This is a genomic window from Bifidobacterium ramosum (assembly GCF_009299505.1).
GTDB classification, from domain to species: domain Bacteria; phylum Actinomycetota; class Actinomycetes; order Actinomycetales; family Bifidobacteriaceae; genus Bifidobacterium; species Bifidobacterium ramosum.
Window position 1 is genome coordinate 548,257 of sequence record NZ_WBSM01000001.1, and the last position, 15,696, is coordinate 563,952.

General features: G+C 64.4%; 17 protein-coding genes. 3 read left to right on the forward strand and 14 right to left on the reverse strand.

What is annotated here, in order from left to right:
* The first annotated feature begins 3 nt into the window (after positions 1–3).
* The 3 genes from DSM100688_RS02325 to DSM100688_RS02335 all read left to right on the forward strand — a co-directional run bounded on the left by DSM100688_RS02325 (position 4) and on the right by DSM100688_RS02335 (position 3,936).
* Positions 4–2,610: a DEAD/DEAH box helicase gene (locus DSM100688_RS02325; RefSeq protein WP_152357529.1), complete on the forward strand. Its 2,607-nt coding sequence runs from the start codon at positions 4–6 to the stop codon at positions 2,608–2,610.
* A gap of 76 nt (positions 2,611–2,686) precedes the next feature.
* Positions 2,687–3,034: an RNA polymerase-binding protein RbpA gene (locus tag DSM100688_RS02330; protein ID WP_152357530.1), complete on the forward strand. Its 348-nt coding sequence runs from the start codon at positions 2,687–2,689 to the stop codon at positions 3,032–3,034.
* 185 nt (positions 3,035–3,219) lie between these two features.
* Positions 3,220–3,936: an HAD hydrolase-like protein gene (locus tag DSM100688_RS02335; protein WP_152357531.1), complete on the forward strand. Its 717-nt coding sequence runs from the start codon at positions 3,220–3,222 to the stop codon at positions 3,934–3,936.
* A gap of 313 nt (positions 3,937–4,249) precedes the next feature.
* On the opposite strand, the gene DSM100688_RS02340 is transcribed toward DSM100688_RS02335, so the two are convergent.
* From DSM100688_RS02340 to DSM100688_RS02405, 14 genes are all read right to left on the reverse strand, one after another.
* Positions 4,250–4,645 (reverse strand): C4-dicarboxylate ABC transporter, encoded by a 396-nt coding sequence (locus tag DSM100688_RS02340; protein ID WP_152357532.1) that lies wholly within the window; start codon positions 4,643–4,645, stop codon positions 4,250–4,252.
* Positions 4,642–5,262, reverse strand: a complete 621-nt coding sequence (locus DSM100688_RS02345; protein ID WP_239519279.1) for a MerR family transcriptional regulator — start codon at positions 5,260–5,262, stop codon at positions 4,642–4,644. The genes DSM100688_RS02340 and DSM100688_RS02345 overlap by 4 nt, the downstream gene beginning before the upstream one ends.
* Positions 5,263–5,369: 107 nt before the next feature.
* Positions 5,370–5,807 (reverse strand): FHA domain-containing protein, encoded by a 438-nt coding sequence (locus tag DSM100688_RS02350; RefSeq protein WP_152357533.1) that lies wholly within the window; start codon positions 5,805–5,807, stop codon positions 5,370–5,372.
* Positions 5,808–5,842: 35 nt separating this feature from the next.
* Positions 5,843–6,661 (reverse strand): DUF881 domain-containing protein, encoded by an 819-nt coding sequence (locus tag DSM100688_RS02355; protein ID WP_152357534.1) that lies wholly within the window; start codon positions 6,659–6,661, stop codon positions 5,843–5,845.
* Positions 6,662–6,667: 6 nt separating this feature from the next.
* Positions 6,668–7,000: a small basic family protein gene (locus tag DSM100688_RS02360; RefSeq protein ID WP_152357535.1), complete on the reverse strand. Its 333-nt coding sequence runs from the start codon at positions 6,998–7,000 to the stop codon at positions 6,668–6,670.
* Complete coding sequence (locus DSM100688_RS02365) at positions 7,000–7,983, reverse strand: DUF881 domain-containing protein (RefSeq protein ID WP_152357536.1); 984 nt, start codon at positions 7,981–7,983, stop codon at positions 7,000–7,002. Before DSM100688_RS02365 ends, DSM100688_RS02360 begins: the two co-directional genes overlap by 1 nt.
* 12 nt (positions 7,984–7,995) lie before the next feature.
* The gene (locus tag DSM100688_RS02370) at positions 7,996–8,622 is read right to left on the reverse strand and encodes a CDP-alcohol phosphatidyltransferase family protein (protein ID WP_152357537.1); all 627 of its coding nucleotides are present in this window, start codon (positions 8,620–8,622) and stop codon (positions 7,996–7,998) included.
* Between the two features lie 12 nt (positions 8,623–8,634).
* The gene (hisG, locus tag DSM100688_RS02375; protein WP_152357538.1) at positions 8,635–9,486 is read right to left on the reverse strand and encodes an ATP phosphoribosyltransferase; all 852 of its coding nucleotides are present in this window, start codon (positions 9,484–9,486) and stop codon (positions 8,635–8,637) included.
* A gap of 64 nt (positions 9,487–9,550) precedes the next feature.
* The gene (locus tag DSM100688_RS02380; protein ID WP_152357539.1) at positions 9,551–9,814 is read right to left on the reverse strand and encodes a phosphoribosyl-ATP diphosphatase; all 264 of its coding nucleotides are present in this window, start codon (positions 9,812–9,814) and stop codon (positions 9,551–9,553) included.
* Between the two features lie 48 nt (positions 9,815–9,862).
* Positions 9,863–10,528 carry a ribulose-phosphate 3-epimerase gene (gene rpe, locus DSM100688_RS02385; RefSeq protein ID WP_152357540.1) on the reverse strand — a complete coding sequence of 222 codons (666 nt, stop codon included), beginning with the start codon at positions 10,526–10,528 and terminating at the stop codon, positions 9,863–9,865.
* Positions 10,529–10,642: 114 nt separating this feature from the next.
* A complete protein-coding gene (lgt, locus tag DSM100688_RS02390) occupies positions 10,643–11,569 on the reverse strand; it encodes a prolipoprotein diacylglyceryl transferase (RefSeq protein WP_152357541.1) in 927 nt (308 codons plus the stop codon).
* Positions 11,570–11,680: 111 nt separating this feature from the next.
* Positions 11,681–12,550 (reverse strand): tryptophan synthase subunit alpha, encoded by an 870-nt coding sequence (gene trpA / locus DSM100688_RS02395; protein ID WP_163146772.1) that lies wholly within the window; start codon positions 12,548–12,550, stop codon positions 11,681–11,683.
* 23 nt (positions 12,551–12,573) lie between these two features.
* A complete protein-coding gene (locus DSM100688_RS02400; RefSeq protein ID WP_152357542.1) occupies positions 12,574–14,661 on the reverse strand; it encodes a bifunctional indole-3-glycerol phosphate synthase/tryptophan synthase subunit beta in 2,088 nt (695 codons plus the stop codon).
* A 154-nt stretch (positions 14,662–14,815) separates the two neighbouring features.
* Positions 14,816–15,694, reverse strand: coding sequence for a deoxyribonuclease IV (locus DSM100688_RS02405; protein ID WP_152357543.1), 879 nt, complete (start codon positions 15,692–15,694; stop codon positions 14,816–14,818).
* Between the last annotated feature and the right edge of the window lie 2 nt (positions 15,695–15,696).

The window sequence follows — 15,696 nt, forward strand, 5'->3', positions numbered from 1 at the left end:
ATCATGCCCCGCCATCATCAATCATCAGGCCGCAAAGCCGACGCACGCAACGCATCCGTCGAACCGTCGCCCGCACAGCGCTACGCGTCGTTCCAGAAGGCGAAGGCCCACGCCAAATCAGCGGCGGCACGATTCGCCGCCACCCTGCCGTTCGACATCGACGACTTCCAACGCGAGGCTAACGACGCCCTCGAGGCCGGCCGCAACGTGCTCGTCGCCGCGCCCACTGGCGCCGGCAAGACCGTCGTCGCCGACTTCGCCATGTACCTCGCGCAGGAACGCAACGTCAAGGCCTTCTACACTACGCCGATCAAGGCGTTGAGCAACCAGAAATACCATGATCTCGTCGCCGTCTACGGCCCGGACAAGGTCGGTCTGCTCACGGGCGACACCTCCATCAACTCCGAGGCCGACATCGTCGTCATGACCACCGAAGTGCTGCGCAACATGCTGTACGAGCACTCGACCACGCTCACTGCACTCGGCTACGTCATTCTCGACGAGGTGCACTATCTCGCCGACCGGTTCCGTGGCCCCGTGTGGGAGGAAGTCATCATCCACCTGCCGGAATCCGTGCGCATCATCGGACTGTCCGCCACCGTGTCGAACGTCGAGGATTTCTCGCAGTGGATCACCTCCGTGCGTGGCGAAACCACGCTGGTCGTCTCCGAACGGCGTCCCGTACCGCTCGAACAGCATGTGCTCGTGCAGGCCGACGAGCACACCGAACCCGAACTCATCGACCTGTACCGGCACGACGAACACGGCGAGCAGACCACGAAACTCAACGCGGCACTCATCGACCGTCTCGATCAGCTCGACCGTCGCGCCGCACGCCGACGCGGCGAGGAGCGGCCGTCCAAACGCGGCGGCAAGCACGGGCACGGCAGGGGAGCGGCGGGAACCGGACGCGAACGCACGCCGGAGCGGTATACGCCCAAACGCTGGGCCGTCGTCGACGAACTCAACTACCTCGACATGCTGCCCGGCATCTACTTCATCTTCTCGCGCAACGGCTGCGACCAGGCCGTCGAACAGTGCCTCAACGCCGGGCTCGAACTGACCACCGAGGACGAGATGCGGCGCATTCGGCGCATCATCGACGAGATGGTCGACGGACAGATGAGCCAGGACGATCTCAAGGCGCTCGGCTTCGCCAAGTTCCGCTTCGCGCTCGAGGAAGGCTTCGCGTCGCACCATGCGGGCATGATCGCCCTGTTCCGCCAGATCGTCGAACGGCTGTTCGAAGAGGGTCTGGTGAAGATGGTATTCGCCACCGAAACGCTGGCGCTCGGCATCAACATGCCGGCCCGTTGCGTGGTGGTCGAAAAGCTCGAGAAATTCGACGGCACCGGCCATGTGCAGCTCACGCCGGGGGAGTTCACCCAGCTCACCGGCCGCGCCGGCCGTCGCGGCATCGACACCATCGGCCACGCGATCGTCGTCGACCATCGCGGATTCCTGCCGGCCACCGCGGCCGCCCTGTCCAGCAAGCGCGTCTACCCGTTGCATTCGAGCTTCCGGCCCACGTTCAACATGGCCGTCAACCTGCTCAACTCCAGCGACTACGAGACCTCGCGCATCACGCTCGACCATTCGTTCGCCCAGTGGGAGGCCAACGAGTCGGCATGGCAGCTCGAATCACAGATCGACACGCTGGAGAAGGCCATCGCCGGCTACGAGGAGGCGTTCGCCTGCGACCACGGTGACTTCCGCGGGCTCATGCGCATCCGTATGCAGCTGTCCGATCTGGAAAAGGCCGGACGACGCAAGCTCAAGCAGACCGTCTTCCGCTCCGACAAGGACCGCAGCCGTGCGTTCAAGGAACTGGACGCGCGTATCGCCGATCTCAAGAAGGCCGATCGCGACCATCCCTGCCGTGACTGCCCCGACCTGCAGCAGCACCTCAAATGGGGACACCGGTGGATGCGCGAGATGCGCGAGCTCGAACGGGTGCGCGAACGCTACGACTCCCGCACCGGTTCGGTGTCGCGCCAGTTCGACCGCATCTGCGACATTCTCGAACGACTCGGCTATCTCGAACGGCACGATGATGCGGATGGCCGGCGCGACTACCGGCTGACCGAACACGGCCAGCTGCTGCGGAGGCTGTACAGCGAACAGGATCTGGTGCTCGCACAGGCGATCTGCGCAGGCACGCTCGACATGCTGCCGGCACAGTGCCTTGCGTCCGTGCTGTCGTCGCTGGTGTACGAGGCGCGTCGCGGCGGCGGGGGAGAACCCCGCTACTATCCGGGCGGATCGCAGGGGCCGGTGGCCTGGGCCGCGCAGGAGTTGCGTGGCATCCACGGCGCCATCCGCATCCAGTGTGAGGACGACGGGCTTGAGGCGCCGCCGCAGTTGGATTTCGGCATCGCCGACATCATGTATGAATGGGCCGATGGCCGTGATCTGGCCGACGTGCTGCGCGGCACCGAACTGACCGGCGGCGATTTCGTGCGCAACGCGAAGCGGTTGGCCGACGTACTGCAACAGATCGCCACGGCCGCGCCGATGCTCGGTGCCAAGGGCGAGGCACTGGCCCGCACCGCGCATGAGGCGGCTGATCTGGTCAACCGCGGCGTCGTCTCGTACTCCGGCGTCGACTGACGGGCGGATCGGGAATAGTGCGCTCGTCCGAGTTGTTCGTTACTGTAGTAAGGTTAGGTAATCCCAAGGAGGAAGTATGGCGGAACGTAGCCTCAGAGGCATGAGCATCGGCGCGAAATCGCTGGAATCCGACGAGAACGTGGATTTCGCCGCGCGAACCGACGTGGCGTACGTGTGCCCGAAGGGCCATCGCACGATCCTGCCGTTCGCCGACGGCGCCGAAATCCCGGACGAGTGGGAATGCCGTTGCGGCGCCACCGCGCACCGTGAAGGCGACGAGGACCGTGAAGGCGACGAGATCGCCAAGCCGACGCGCACCCACTGGGACATGCTGCTCGAACGCCGCAGCGAGGACGAGCTCAAGGCGCTGCTGGAAAAGCGTCTGCAGATGCATCGCGAGGGCTGGATTCCCGACTACGAGTGATGCCGTTCGGCCGCTGCTGCGATGCGATGTCGTCCGTACGTGATCAATCTGAACAACACGTGAACTGATGCCCGGTCATGATGGCCGGGCATAATTATTGTCTGCATGGGCCGGCGTCGCCATCCGACGTCCGTCACCATGGCCATGCCGCGCGGAACGCGCGAATCGACAGGGGAGAAGCGAATATGACCCAAGACCATCCGATGAACGTTGTCCTGCTCGATCTTGACGGCACGCTCACCCAATCGCATTTCGGCATCATCGCCTGCGTCGTCAAGGCGTTCGAGGCGCTCGGACTGCCGGTGCCCGACGACGACGAACTGCATCGGTTCATCGGTCCAGCCATTATCGAATCGTTCAAACGCAACCACATCCCGGACGACAAGCTGGACGAAGCCGTGCGTGTCTACCGCGAATACTATGCGGACAAGGCCGTGTTCGACGATCCGAACCATCCCGGCCAGCTGGTGCCGGGCCGCCTGTACAACCGCGTGTACGACGGCATCCCCGAACAGCTCGCCGCACTGCGCAAAGCCGGCTATTACCTCGCCGTCGCCACCTGCAAGCCCGAATATCAGGCCGTGCCGATCTGCGACCATTTCGGCCTGACCGGCATGGTCGACGGCGTGTACGGCGCCAGCCGCGACAACTCGCGACTCGATAAGGACCAGGTGATCCGGTACGCGTTCGAGCATATCGGTTTCGACGCGGCGGCCGGCGATCGCGCGCTCATGGTCGGCGACCGCTGGACCGACGCCGACGGCGCCACGGCATGCGGACTGGATTGTCTGGGCTGCGGCTGGGGTTATTCCGAGCCCGGCGAGCTCGCGCAGCACGGATGCTACCGGATCATCGACACCGTGGCTGAACTGTCCGACGCCGTCAAGGAATACTTCGCGTAAGGCCGCCGCGTCCCGTACGTTTTCTCCAATACGTGTTTTCTTCAACGGACATACGACCGATTCAGGATATGGGATCGGCCGTATGTCCGTCGTTTTGTGTTGCGTTATCCGGGTGTGATCCGTTGCGTAACCTTGCAATCTTGTTTTTTTTGTTTCGCTCTAACTCTTTAACGGACATACAGCCGATTGTGCACCGTTTATCGGCTGTATGTCCGTTCAGAGAAATGCCGTAGAAATTGACTGCGAATAAGTATTGATCACGAATAAGTGCGGATATCTATATGCATATGATTAGCCGATAATGTACGTTATGTCAGAAAGCTCGGTGCCGATCACTGCCCCGCGCCAGCACACGATCCATCTGTGTACGCTCCGCCCGTTTCGCCTGCACGAACAGCAATATCCATTCTGCCACGATCAACGTCAGGATGATCGCCGCGCCCGGCAATGTCATCGTACGGTACAGTTCCGCAGCGCGATCACCGAACTCGTCCTCGAAGAACAGAAACACGCAGAACGGCACCGACCCCAACACCACGGACGCCACCTGCGCATAGATCACGTTCCAGGTCACCGGTTCCACCGCAGGCCGATGCACGCCGAACGACAACAGCCGGCCACGTATCACGGCGATAACACACACCGTGATCGACCAGACCACGGCAAACAGCCATAGCACCGCCGGCAACAGATCCGTCATCGTCATCATGATGCGGCAACCTCCCGTTCGGCGTGTCGTTCGGCAAGTTTCCTGCGCATGCGCATCGCCGTGAGTTCGTCGATCGGCCGGACCGGACGCACCGTACCGGCATCGCCGACCGACGACGACGGCATGGCGGTCAGATCAACGTACTCCTCGTGCTCGAGCGTCTCCCTGATCTGATGCCACAGTGAGCCGACCGACACGGCGAACACGGCCTTGCCGCTGCGCAGCAGGTCGAGCATCTGCTCGCTGGTCGTGCATTCATGCACATGCTGGCCGTCGCACATGATGGTCACATGTTCCAACTGGCCAGTCGTGCGTTGCGTGAGGAAACTGATGGCCGCGGTCACGTTCTGCAGGTTGACGCCGGCATCGAGCAGCCGCTTCGAGACGGCGAGGATCACCACGTCCTTGAACGAGTACAGCCGGCGCGAACCGGAACCGTGCGACGGCGTGATGGATGGTTCGACGATCTGCTTGCGGGCCCAATAGTCGAGCTGCCGGTAGGTGATGCCGGCGACCTTCGACGCGACGGTCCCCCGGTATCCGCGTTGCGGGCGATCGGTGTCCTCGACCGTGAACAGTTCGCCCTGCACGGCATCCCGTATGGGTTGCAACTGCATGACGCCCTCCCCCATCACAATCAAGGTCAAGTCCCATCGTCGACGCAACGCGGCCGCCGCCCGTCATAACGGCCCGGCGGCGAAGCCTCTCCGCGAATCCTGACGCGTTACGCGATGACCGCCGACTTGGTGAAGAACACCAGCCGGAACTTGCCGATCATGATCTCGTCGCCGTTGCGCAACGTCGCACGGTCAACGCGTTGGCGGTTCACGTAGGTGCCGTTCAGGCTGCCGGCGTCCACCACCTCGAACGTGCCGTTGACGCGGCGGAACACCGCGTGGGCGCGCGACACGGTCGAATCGTCGAGCAGGATGTCGGCGTGCGGGTCGCGGCCCACGCTGATCTCGTCCTCGTCGAGCAGGTAGCGCGAGCCGGACACCGCGCCGCGCGTGGAAATCAGCAACGCCGTGCCGTCGGACAGACGGGCGATGGTGTCGAGGTCCTCCTGCGTGAGTGGACGATCGGCGGTGGTGGTAATCGGAATGGTAATGGCGGGCAGGCCGATGATGGTCGTTTCGCCGGCGCTTGGAATCGGATCAGTCATAACTCCCCATTCTACTGGTGTATCGCGGTTATGGGTTACTTTGCGTAATTATATTGCTGCGCGTCGCGTACTTCGTCGATGCGCACCTCGTCCTTGGTGGTCACCGTCACGGTCGCGCCGAACTTCACCTTGAGCCTTGAGCCGACGCCGCCGGCGATGTTGACGGCGTTCGCCAGAGCCTGCGGATCGCCGATCGCCTTGACGATGTACGGCGTGTCCAGCGTCGTGCCGTCGCACACCAGACCGTCGTCGGTGTCGCTGATGTAGGTGGACGTGATCACGCGCACCGAGTTGATCGCGATGACCTCGGCGCCCGCGTTGCGCAGCTCCTCGAGCAGCGTGAACATGGTCGACGCGTCGATGTCGGCCTTGTTGCCCTGCCCGATGCGGATGACCACGCCTTCGCCTTTGGCGGCGAGACGGCCGGACAGGATGCCGTTGGCCTCCTCGTTCTGCTTGGCGATCTTCTGCGCGGCGGCCTGCTTGTCGGCCGTGGCCTTGAGCGAGTTGAGCTGGCTGGTGAGCTCGCTTTTGCGCTGCTCAAGGTTCTGCACCTGCGTGTTGGTCTCGACGATGAGGCGGACGAGTTCATCCTCGCTCATCGTCTCGTACGTCGACTTGGTGTTGTTGATCTGGATCATGTACGTGAACGCGAGCAGCGCGCACATGACGGCGATGAGCACGCTGGTGACCAGCCGCATGCGCGTTGCGTTCGCGTTGAGCGAACCGCGTTTCGCGCGGCGTTTGCGCACGACGGGGAACGATCCGGTCTCGGTGTGGTCGTTCGCCCGATCCTGCGCATGCTGGACGTGCAGTTTGGTGAGGACGTCGGGGGTCTGATGGCGTTTGGGCATGGACGATCAGCCCTTGAAGATGAAGCGGCGTATGGCCGACACGTTCGAGAAGATGCGGATGCCGAGCACGACGATCACGGCGGTCTGCAGCTGGGAGCCGACGCCCAGCTGGTTGCCGAGGAAGACGAGCAGCGTGGCGGTGACGACGTTCGAGATGAAGGAGATCACGAACACCTTGTCGGAGAAGCTACGCTCGAAGTAGGCGCGGGCCGCGCCGAGCAGCGCGTCGAGCGCGGCGACGACCATGATCGGCAGATACGGCTGCAGGACCACGGGAATGTCCGGTTTGACGAACAAGCCCACGACCACGCCGATGATAAGACCCAGTACCGCTGCCATTATTCATCCTCCCCTGTCGTCGCGTACGACAGATTGCCGGAAGCCGCCGCTTCCAGTGTAATCGACTTGGATTTGGAAACCTGCGGGTAGATGCCGGATTCGGCGAACGACGCGTACAACGCGGGCTGCCGCTTGGATCCTACGGCGTCGGCGAGCTCGTTGCGGTTGCCGATCGCCTCGATCCGGTACGGGCTCTGCACCGGGTTCACGCCGACCATGATGGTCTGTCCGGCCGTTCTGATGGACGTCTGCACGCCGAGACGATAGCCGTTGATCGAGATGGCCTCCGCGCCGGACTGCCACAGCAGCGAGACGAACATCTGCAGGTCGGCGTCGCTGACGAGTCGGATCTGGTCGCTGGTGTTGTCGCGGTGGTAGGTGCCGTTGGCCGAGTCGTCCGCGGCGATCGGGTTGGCAAGCGTCAGGGTGATGCCCTCCCCCGTCACCCGCGTGACGCCGTTGACCATTTCGTCCTGCATGAGCGTGTCGTTCTGCGCCGTGCTGCCGATCTTCTTCGACTGTGCGGTGACCTGGCCCTGCAGCGCGCTGACCTCGGTGTTGAGCTTGTCGACCTGCGTGTTGAGCTCCTCGAGTTCGCTGGCCCAGTTCTGGCGTACGGCCTTGCGCGGGTCGGTGTGCAGGCGCTGGATGAACAGGCAGCCGAAAAAGCCGACCGCCACGCAGATGACGAACACGACCACGCGCGTGAACCACAGTTCGATCGCGGAAGTCGGCCGTTGCGTCAGCCGCGAATCGGAGAACAACGGATCCATCGGGCGGTTGGTCAGATCGTCGATGAGCTGCAGCGAGTCGTCGTGCGCCTTGCGACGTCGACGGCGGGAGCTTTGCGCGGCGCTGGCCGGCACGACGTGATGCGACGTGAGTCCGCCGAAGGACTGGGAGAATGCCGCGCGCCGCCGTACCGACGCGTTTTCGTCGGGTACGGGGAATGTCGCTGGACGCTGGTCGAACTCTTCCGGCATGGGCGTCGTCGCCTACCGCTCGTTGCGACGGACGTCACGGTCGTCGCAGATCAAACGCAACCCCTGCCGCAGGTAGATGTAGCCGGCCAGCCAGTACAGGCCGATGCCCCAGATGCCGGCGGCGAGGGCCGCCAGATGCAGCAGGTCGACCATGGGATTGGTCCAGATGTCGCAGAAGATCAGCGCAGTGATCGAGATCATGAGCATGGCGGTACCGGCCTTGCCGACGAAGTTGACCGGCAGCGGACCATAGTCGTGCTGGGCGAGCCACAGCACTTCGATGCCCATGAGCAGGTCGCGCAGGCCGACAATGATGATCATCCACCACGGGATGATGCCGGCGATGCCGAGCGCGAGCACGCTGCACAGGATGAGCAGCCGGTCGGCGATCGGGTCGAGGATCTGGCCGACCTTGCTCACCTGGTCAAGCAGACGGGCAAGAATGCCGTCCACGCCGTCGGACACTGCCGACAATGCGAGCACCGCAAGCGCCTCGATCATGTGGTGATGCGAGACCAGCGCCGCGATGATCGGAATCGAGATGATGCGTAACAGGCTGATGAGGTTGGGCACCGTCACGTAGATGTCGCGCGGTTCCGGACTGTACTTCCTGCTGAACTTCCGTTTGAGATCGATCATGCGTCCGGTGGGCTACATCCTCGACGCCTGCAGCGCGGTCACGATGATGCCGCGCGCACCGACCTCGTACAGCTGGTCCATGAGCTGGTTGACCTTCGCCTTGGGCACCATGACGCGCACGGCGACCCACTGCTTGTCGTGCAGCGGCGAGATCGTCGGGCTTTCGAAGCCGGGGGTCACGTCGACCGCGGCGGCGACCTTGGCGACCGGGATGTCGTAGTCCATGAGCACGTAGCGCTGCGCGGTGAGCACACCCTGCAGACGGCGCGAGAACCTGACGAGGCGCTCGTCGTGTTCGTCGAGACGCGGCGAGCGGATGAGCACGGCCTGCGAATGCAGGATCGGGTCGGCGAAGATACGCAGGCCCGCATTGCGCAGCGTCGTGCCGGTGGACACGACGTCGGCGATCAGGTCGGCGACGCCGAGCTGCACGGACGATTCGACCGCACCGTCCAGATGGATGGTCTCCGCGTCGATGCCATGCTCGACGAGATAGTCGTGCACGAGTTTGTCGAAGGAGGTGGCCACGCGCTTGCCCTGGATGTCTTCGAGCGTGCTGATCGGCGAATCGTTCGGCGCGGCGAAGCGGAACGTGGACGCGCCGAAGCCGAGCTCCATATGCTCCTTGGCCTCCGTACCGGAGTTGAGCAGTAGGTCATGGCCGGTGATGCCCACGTCGATGGTGCCGCGGCCGACATACACGGCGATGTCGAGCGGACGCAGATAGAACAGTTCGATCCCGTTGTCCGGATCCTCGACGACGAGCTGGCGCGGGTTCGACCGCAGACGGTACCCCGCCTCGGCCAGCATGTTCCATGCGGGTTCGGACAGCATGCCCTTGTTGGGCACGGCGATGCGTAGCATGTTTCCTCCTTGCGACCGGTCCGTGCCGCGGGGAATCCGCACACGGACCGGAATCATTGACGCGTTACAGGTTCTTGTAGATGTCCTCGAGCGTGATGCCGCGGTCGATCATCATGACCTGCAGGTGATAGATGAGCTGGCTCATCTCCTCGGCGGTGCGCTCGGCGCCTTCGTATTCGGCGGCGATCCAGGTCTCCCCCGCCTCTTCGACGATCTTCTTGCCGATGAAGTGGGTGCCCTTGGCCAGCTCGTCCACGGTCAGGGAGCCGGCCTGCTTGGCGGCGGCCTTCTCGCTCAGTTCGGCGAACAGCGATTCGAAAGTCTTCATGTCTGTGGTGTCCTTGCGTGGGTTGCGGATTGCGATACGTTCCGGCTGTCAGGCGCGGAACGCGGCCTCGGCCTTGGCGCGAATGTCGTCGATGGCCTGCGCCGGGTCTTCGGCGCCGTACACGGCGGAGCCGGCGACGAGCACGTCGGCGCCCGCCTCTGCCACGATGTGGGCGGTCTTCGGGCTCACGCCGCCATCCACCTGGATCTTGGTCGCAAGGCCGCGGCGGGTGATCTCGTCGCGCAGGCGGCGGACCTTGGCCATCTGGTTGTCGAGGAACTTCTGGCCGCCGAAGCCGGGCTCGACGGTCATGACGAGGATCATGTCGAACTCGTCGAGGATGTCGAAAATCGGTTCGACCGGTTCGGCCGGGCGCACGGCAAAGCAGGCCTTGCAGCCCATGTCGCGCAGCTGGCGTGCCAGACGCACCGGCGCGTGGGTGGCGCCCATGTGGAAGGAGACGGAGGCGGCGCCGAGCTTGGCGTATTCGGGGGCCCAGCGGTCCGGATCCTCGATCATGAGGTGCACGTCGACCGGCAGGTCGGTGACCTGGCAGATGCGGCCGACGATCGGCTCGCCGAGGGTGAGGTTCGGCACGAAATGGTGATCCATCACATCGACGTGAACGAGATCGGCGTTGGCAATGGCCTTGAGGTCGCGCTCAAGGTTGCAGAAATCGGCGGACAGGATGCTGGGTGCGATTTGAATAGTCATGGTTGTCATTCTATGGAGTCTGAGCGACGAGCGGCACGCTGGGGCGCCGTCCGCCGCGGTTGTTCACTGATTGTTTGCCTGATGCCGTTGGACCGGGGTCGGGCGGGGTGCGGTTCAGCCGCGCTTGGCGCCGGCCCGTTCGTCGGCGATCGACTGGCGTTCGAGTTCGTCTGCGGTGACGGCGGTGAGCTGCGCGGACAGTCTGTCGCTGTCGCCGCCGAACTGCCAGAGCACGACGAACAGGACGCAGCCGAGGATGAAGCACAGGATCGCGGTCCACACGTTGATGCGCAGGCCGAGGATGATCGTCGAGTAGTTGATGCGGATCATTTCGATCCACGTGCGTCCGAGACCATACCACATGAGGTACATGGCGAACTGCTGGCCGGCCTTGAGCACGCCCCACAGCTTGTGGCCAAGCCATACGATGATCGCGGCGCCGATGAGGTTCCAGATCATCTCGTACAGGAAGGTGGGATGGAACAGCGTGCCGGTCGGGCATGCCTGGCCGTTATAGCAGATCTCGGTCTTGCCGATCGCGTCCGCGTCGTTGAGCTTGAGGCCCCACGGCAGGGTCGTCGGCTTGCCGTACAACTCCTGGTTGAACCAGTTGCCGAGGCGGCCGATGACCTGCGCGACCATAAGGCCCGGGGCGAGCGCGTCGGCGAGCAGCGCGAACGGGTACCGCTTGTGGCGGCACCACAGGAACGCGGCCAGCGCGCCGATGGAGATGCCGCCGAAGATCGCCATGCCGCCCTCCCACACCTTGAGGATGTTGACGAGGTTGCCGGTGGGCGGGAAGTACTGGTCCGGCGTGGTGATGCAGTGGTAGAGGCGCGCGCCGACGAGTCCGCTCGGCACGGCGACGAGCGTGGTATCGAGTACCTGGTCGAAGGTGCCGCCGACGCGCTTCCAGCGTGTCGTCAGGATCGCGACGGCCGCGCAGATGCCGATCAGAATGCAGATCGCGTACATGCGGATGGTCACCGGGCCGATCTGGAAGTATGAGAACGTCGGTGACGGGATATAAGCCAGGTTCATCGTGTGATGCTCGCCTCTCTACTTGTGGGTTGCCGCTGTCATCCTACCGCAGTCCGGCGGGAACCGACGCAGATTCGGTCGGTTCCCGCCGGACTGCGGTGCCGCGACATGCTAGCGCGCGTTGTGGATGCCGTCGGCGAGCGACTCGGCCTTGGCTGCGAGGTCCTTGAGACCAGCGGCCGGATCCTTCGCGGTGCGATCGTCGTCGTTCAGCAGCGTGTGCACGAGCGCGGAGCCGACGATCACGCCGTCGGCGTACGCGCCGACCTTCGCGCCCTGTTCCGGCGTGGACACGCCGATGCCGACGCACACGTTCGTCGCGCCGGCCTTGCGGGTGCGTGCGACCAACGTTTCGGGGGACGCGTCGATGGACGCGCGTTCGCCGGTCACGCCCATGCGGGCGGCCGCGTACACGAAGCCGCGGGCGTTCCTCGCGACGATTTCGAGACGTTCGTCGGCGGAGTCGGGCGACACGAGGAAGATGCGGTCGAGGCCGTGACGGTCGGACGCCTCGATCCACTCCCCCGCCTCGTCCGGGATGAGATCCGGGGTGATCAATCCCGCGCCGCCCGCGTTCTCGAAGTCGCGGGCGAAGCGTTCGACGCCGTAGTGGTAGATGAGGTTCCAGTAGCTCATGATGAGCGGCACGCCGCCCGCGTTGGCCACGGTTTCGACGGCCTTGAACACGCTGTGGATGCTTTCGCCGTTGTTCAGGGCGATCTGGCTGGCGGCCTGGATGACCGGGCCGTCCATCACCGGGTCGGAATACGGCAGGCCGATCTCGACCGCGTCGACGCCGTGCTCGACCATCGTGCGCAGCGCGTCGAGCGAGACGTCCGGGTTCGGGAAGCCGTACGGCAGATAGCCGATGAACGCGGGCTTGTTCTCGGCCTTGAACGCATCGAACATCGCCTCGGTGCGGCTGGGCTTGTGGCTGATGCCGAGAGGCTGGCCTGACGGCGTGGTTGCAGTGTTCGTCATAGTAATGTTTCTCCCCTCGTTCCTCACGCCACGGTGTTGCCGTGCGCACCGGTCACGTCGAGCGCGGCCGCCTGCTCGTCGGTCAGATAGCCGAACCACTTGCCGGCCGTCGCCATGTCCTTGTCGCCGCGGCCGGAGATGTTGATGATCATCACGGCCTTGTCATAGCCCTTCGCCTTGAGATCGGCGGCGGCCTTGTACGCGCCGGCGACCGCATGCGAGCTTTCGATGGCCGGGATGATGCCCTCGGTCTGGCTCAGGTCGCGGAACGCGTTCATCGCCTCGTCGTCGGTCGCCCAGCTGTAGTTCACACGACCGATGTCCTTGAGCCACGCGTGCTCCGGACCGACGGACGCATAGTCGAGGCCGGCCGAGATCGAATACGTGTCGAGCGTCTGGCCCTCGTCTGTCTCCAGCAGGTAGCTCTTCGCGCCCTGGAACATGCCGAGCTGGCCGGTGCCCGGCGCGAAACGGATCGCGTGGCGGCCGGACTCGGGGCCGTTGCCGCCCGCCTCGTAGCCGTACAGGTTCACGCGCTCATCGTCGAGGAACGCGTTCATGATGCCGATGGCGTTCGAACCGCCACCGACGCACGCACAGATCGCGTCAGGATGGTCGATGCCATACCAATCGCGCAGCTGCTCCTTGGCCTCCTCGCCGATGATCTTCTGGAAGTCGCGCACCATCGCCGGGAACGGGTGAGGTCCGGCGACCGTGCCGAGCAGGTAGTGCGTGTCCTTGACGTTGGTGACCCAGTCGCGCAGCGCCTCGTTGATCGCGTCCTTCAAAATGCGGTCGCCGAGCGTGACCTCCACGACCTCGGCGCCGAGCATGCGCATGCGGGCGACGTTGAGCGCCTGGCGGCGGGCGTCGATCTGACCCATGTAGATGCGGCACTTAAGGCCGAGCATCGCGCACACGGTCGCGGTGGCCACGCCGTGCTGGCCGGCGCCGGTCTCGGCGATCACGCGGGTCTTGCCCATGCGCTTGACGAGCAGCGCCTGGCCGAGCGCGTTGTTGATCTTGTGCGCGCCGGTGTGGTTGAGGTCCTCGCGCTTCAGGAAGATGCGCGCGTCGAGGCCGGTCCTGGCCTTGACGAGTTCGGCGAAGCGTGGCGCTTCAGTGAGCGGCGACGGGCGGCCGACGTAGCGCTGCTGCAGCGTCATGAATTCCTTGTGGAATTCCGGATCGGCCTTGGCCTCATCGTAGACGCGTTCCAGCTCGTCCAGCGCGGTGATGAGCGCCTCGGGCACGTACCGGCCGCCGAACTGACCCCAGTACGGTCCCTGATGCTCGCTCAACGGAGTGGTTTCGGATGCTTTCACTCTTGCTCCTGCCTTTACTAGTCGTTCCACTGCAAGTTCATGATCGGCGGCCGTGGCCACGCCCTCGCCCACCAGCACGGCGTCCGCGCCGGCCCGGCCGTAGTCCTCGACCTCCACCGCGCCGAACACGCCGGATTCGGCGACGCGGATCACGTCGTCGGGCAGGTTCGCCGCCAGTTCGTTGTATTTGTTCACGTCGACCTTGAGATCCTTGAGGTTGCGTGCGTTGATGCCGATCACCCGCGCGCCGGCCGCGATCGCGCGTTCGATCTCCTCGCGCGTGTGCGTCTCGACGAGCACGGTCATGTTGAGCTCGTGCGCGAGATCCAGCAGATGCTTGAGCGTCGCGTCATCGAGCGCGGCGACGATGAGCAGCACGAGATCGGCGCCGTGGGCGCGCGCCTCGAAGATCTGGTAGTCGGTGACGATGAAGTCCTTGCGCAGCACCGGGATATGCACGGCGGCGCGCACCTTGTCGAGATCGTCGAGCGAGCCGAGGAACCGGCGGCCTTCGGTGAGCACGGAGATCGCGCTCGCGCCGCCCGCCTCGTATTCGCGGGCCAATGCGGCCGGATCGGGGATGTCGCTCAGATGGCCCTTGGACGGGGAGGCGCGCTTGATCTCGGCGATCACGGGGATGCCGTCGGCGCGCTTGAGCCATCGCTTCGCGTCGATCGGGGCCGGGGCCGCCAACGCGGCCTTCCTCACCTCATCCAGCGACACGACGCGCTCGCGGGACCGCTGATCCTCCAGCGCGCCCGCCACCAATTCGTCCAGTACCGACATGATCCTCCCTTGTTGTGCGGTCGATCATGCGTCACTGTAAGCCACGGCGCCCGACAAGCACCCCGTCCGTCCTACATTCTGGGCGGAGGCGCGCGTCATCGTACCGTCCGAGTAACGTGCACGATGCACAGCCGTCGCCACGGTTCAGTCGCATTCAGTTGCGTCGCAGTCCGCGCAGCAGTGCGATCTCGTCGCGGTGCGTGGTCTCGGTCTGCTCCTTGGTTTCGAGGATCATCGGCAACCTGTCGGTGCGCGGGTCGTTGACCAGTTGCGTGAAGAACGCGATGCCGAGCTCGCCGTCGCCGATGTTGGCGTGGCGGTCCTTGTGCGAGCTGAGCCCGAACTGCGAGTCGTTCGCGTGGATGGCCTTGACTCGGTCCCATCCAATCGTGTCGTCGAGTTGGCGCAGCACGCCGTCGAAATCATGCAGCAGGTCATATCCCGCGTCGAACACATGACAGGTGTCGAGCGTGACGCCCAGATCTGCCGCGCGGTCGACGCCGTCGATGATCGTTGCCAGTTCCTCGAAGCTGCGCCCGCATTCGGTGCCCTTGCCGGCCATCGTCTCCAACAGGATCGGCACAACGGCGTCATCGGCGACGTCTTCCCCGACCAGCAGGTCGAACGTCCGGTTCAATCCGTCCGCGATGAGCCGGCAGCCTTCCTGCGCGCCCTGGCCGACATGCGAGCCGGGATGGATGTTGAGATAGATCTCCTGGCCGGCCGCACGAATCGACGCGAGTAGCTCGAGATCCTCGACAAGCGCATGGATGGCGAACTCGCGTTTGGCCGAGTCCTTGGCGGCGAGGTTGTAGACGTACGGCGCGTGGGCGACGAGCGGTCCGTAGTGTTCGGCGACCAGTCGGCGTGCGAAGTCGGCGGCGCCGGCCGGATCAAGTGATTTCGATCGTTTGCCGTACGGGGAACGCGGGAAGAACGCGAACGTGGTGCCGCCTTCGTCATGCGAACGTTCGATGAGCTTGGTCCAGCCGCCGCTGGTCGACAGGTGCGATCCGATGAGAAGTTCCGTCATGG

Excerpts from the sequence above, each read along its gene's own strand:
- DSM100688_RS02370 (WP_152357537.1), bottom strand. The coding sequence starts at position 8,622 with ATGATCGATCTCAAACGGAAGTTCAGCAGGAAGTACAGTCCGGAACCG.
- DSM100688_RS02380 (WP_152357539.1), bottom strand. The coding sequence starts at position 9,814 with ATGAAGACTTTCGAATCGCTGTTCGCCGAACTGAGCGAGAAGGCCGCC.
- DSM100688_RS02325 (WP_152357529.1), top strand. The coding sequence starts at position 4 with ATGCCCCGCCATCATCAATCATCAGGCCGCAAAGCCGACGCACGCAAC.
- rpe (WP_152357540.1), bottom strand. The coding sequence starts at position 10,528 with ATGACTATTCAAATCGCACCCAGCATCCTGTCCGCCGATTTCTGCAAC.
- hisG (WP_152357538.1), bottom strand. The coding sequence starts at position 9,486 with ATGCTACGCATCGCCGTGCCCAACAAGGGCATGCTGTCCGAACCCGCA.
- DSM100688_RS02345 (WP_239519279.1), bottom strand. The coding sequence starts at position 5,262 with ATGCAGTTGCAACCCATACGGGATGCCGTGCAGGGCGAACTGTTCACG.
- DSM100688_RS02330 (WP_152357530.1), top strand. The coding sequence starts at position 2,687 with ATGGCGGAACGTAGCCTCAGAGGCATGAGCATCGGCGCGAAATCGCTG.
- DSM100688_RS02365 (WP_152357536.1), bottom strand. The coding sequence starts at position 7,983 with ATGCCGGAAGAGTTCGACCAGCGTCCAGCGACATTCCCCGTACCCGAC.
- DSM100688_RS02340 (WP_152357532.1), bottom strand. The coding sequence starts at position 4,645 with ATGATGACGATGACGGATCTGTTGCCGGCGGTGCTATGGCTGTTTGCC.
- DSM100688_RS02360 (WP_152357535.1), bottom strand. The coding sequence starts at position 7,000 with ATGGCAGCGGTACTGGGTCTTATCATCGGCGTGGTCGTGGGCTTGTTC.
- DSM100688_RS02355 (WP_152357534.1), bottom strand. The coding sequence starts at position 6,661 with ATGCCCAAACGCCATCAGACCCCCGACGTCCTCACCAAACTGCACGTC.
- DSM100688_RS02335 (WP_152357531.1), top strand. The coding sequence starts at position 3,220 with ATGACCCAAGACCATCCGATGAACGTTGTCCTGCTCGATCTTGACGGC.
- lgt (WP_152357541.1), bottom strand. The coding sequence starts at position 11,569 with ATGAACCTGGCTTATATCCCGTCACCGACGTTCTCATACTTCCAGATC.
- DSM100688_RS02350 (WP_152357533.1), bottom strand. The coding sequence starts at position 5,807 with ATGACTGATCCGATTCCAAGCGCCGGCGAAACGACCATCATCGGCCTG.
- trpA (WP_163146772.1), bottom strand. The coding sequence starts at position 12,550 with ATGACGAACACTGCAACCACGCCGTCAGGCCAGCCTCTCGGCATCAGC.
- DSM100688_RS02400 (WP_152357542.1), bottom strand. The coding sequence starts at position 14,661 with ATGTCGGTACTGGACGAATTGGTGGCGGGCGCGCTGGAGGATCAGCGG.
- DSM100688_RS02405 (WP_152357543.1), bottom strand. The coding sequence starts at position 15,694 with ATGACGGAACTTCTCATCGGATCGCACCTGTCGACCAGCGGCGGCTGG.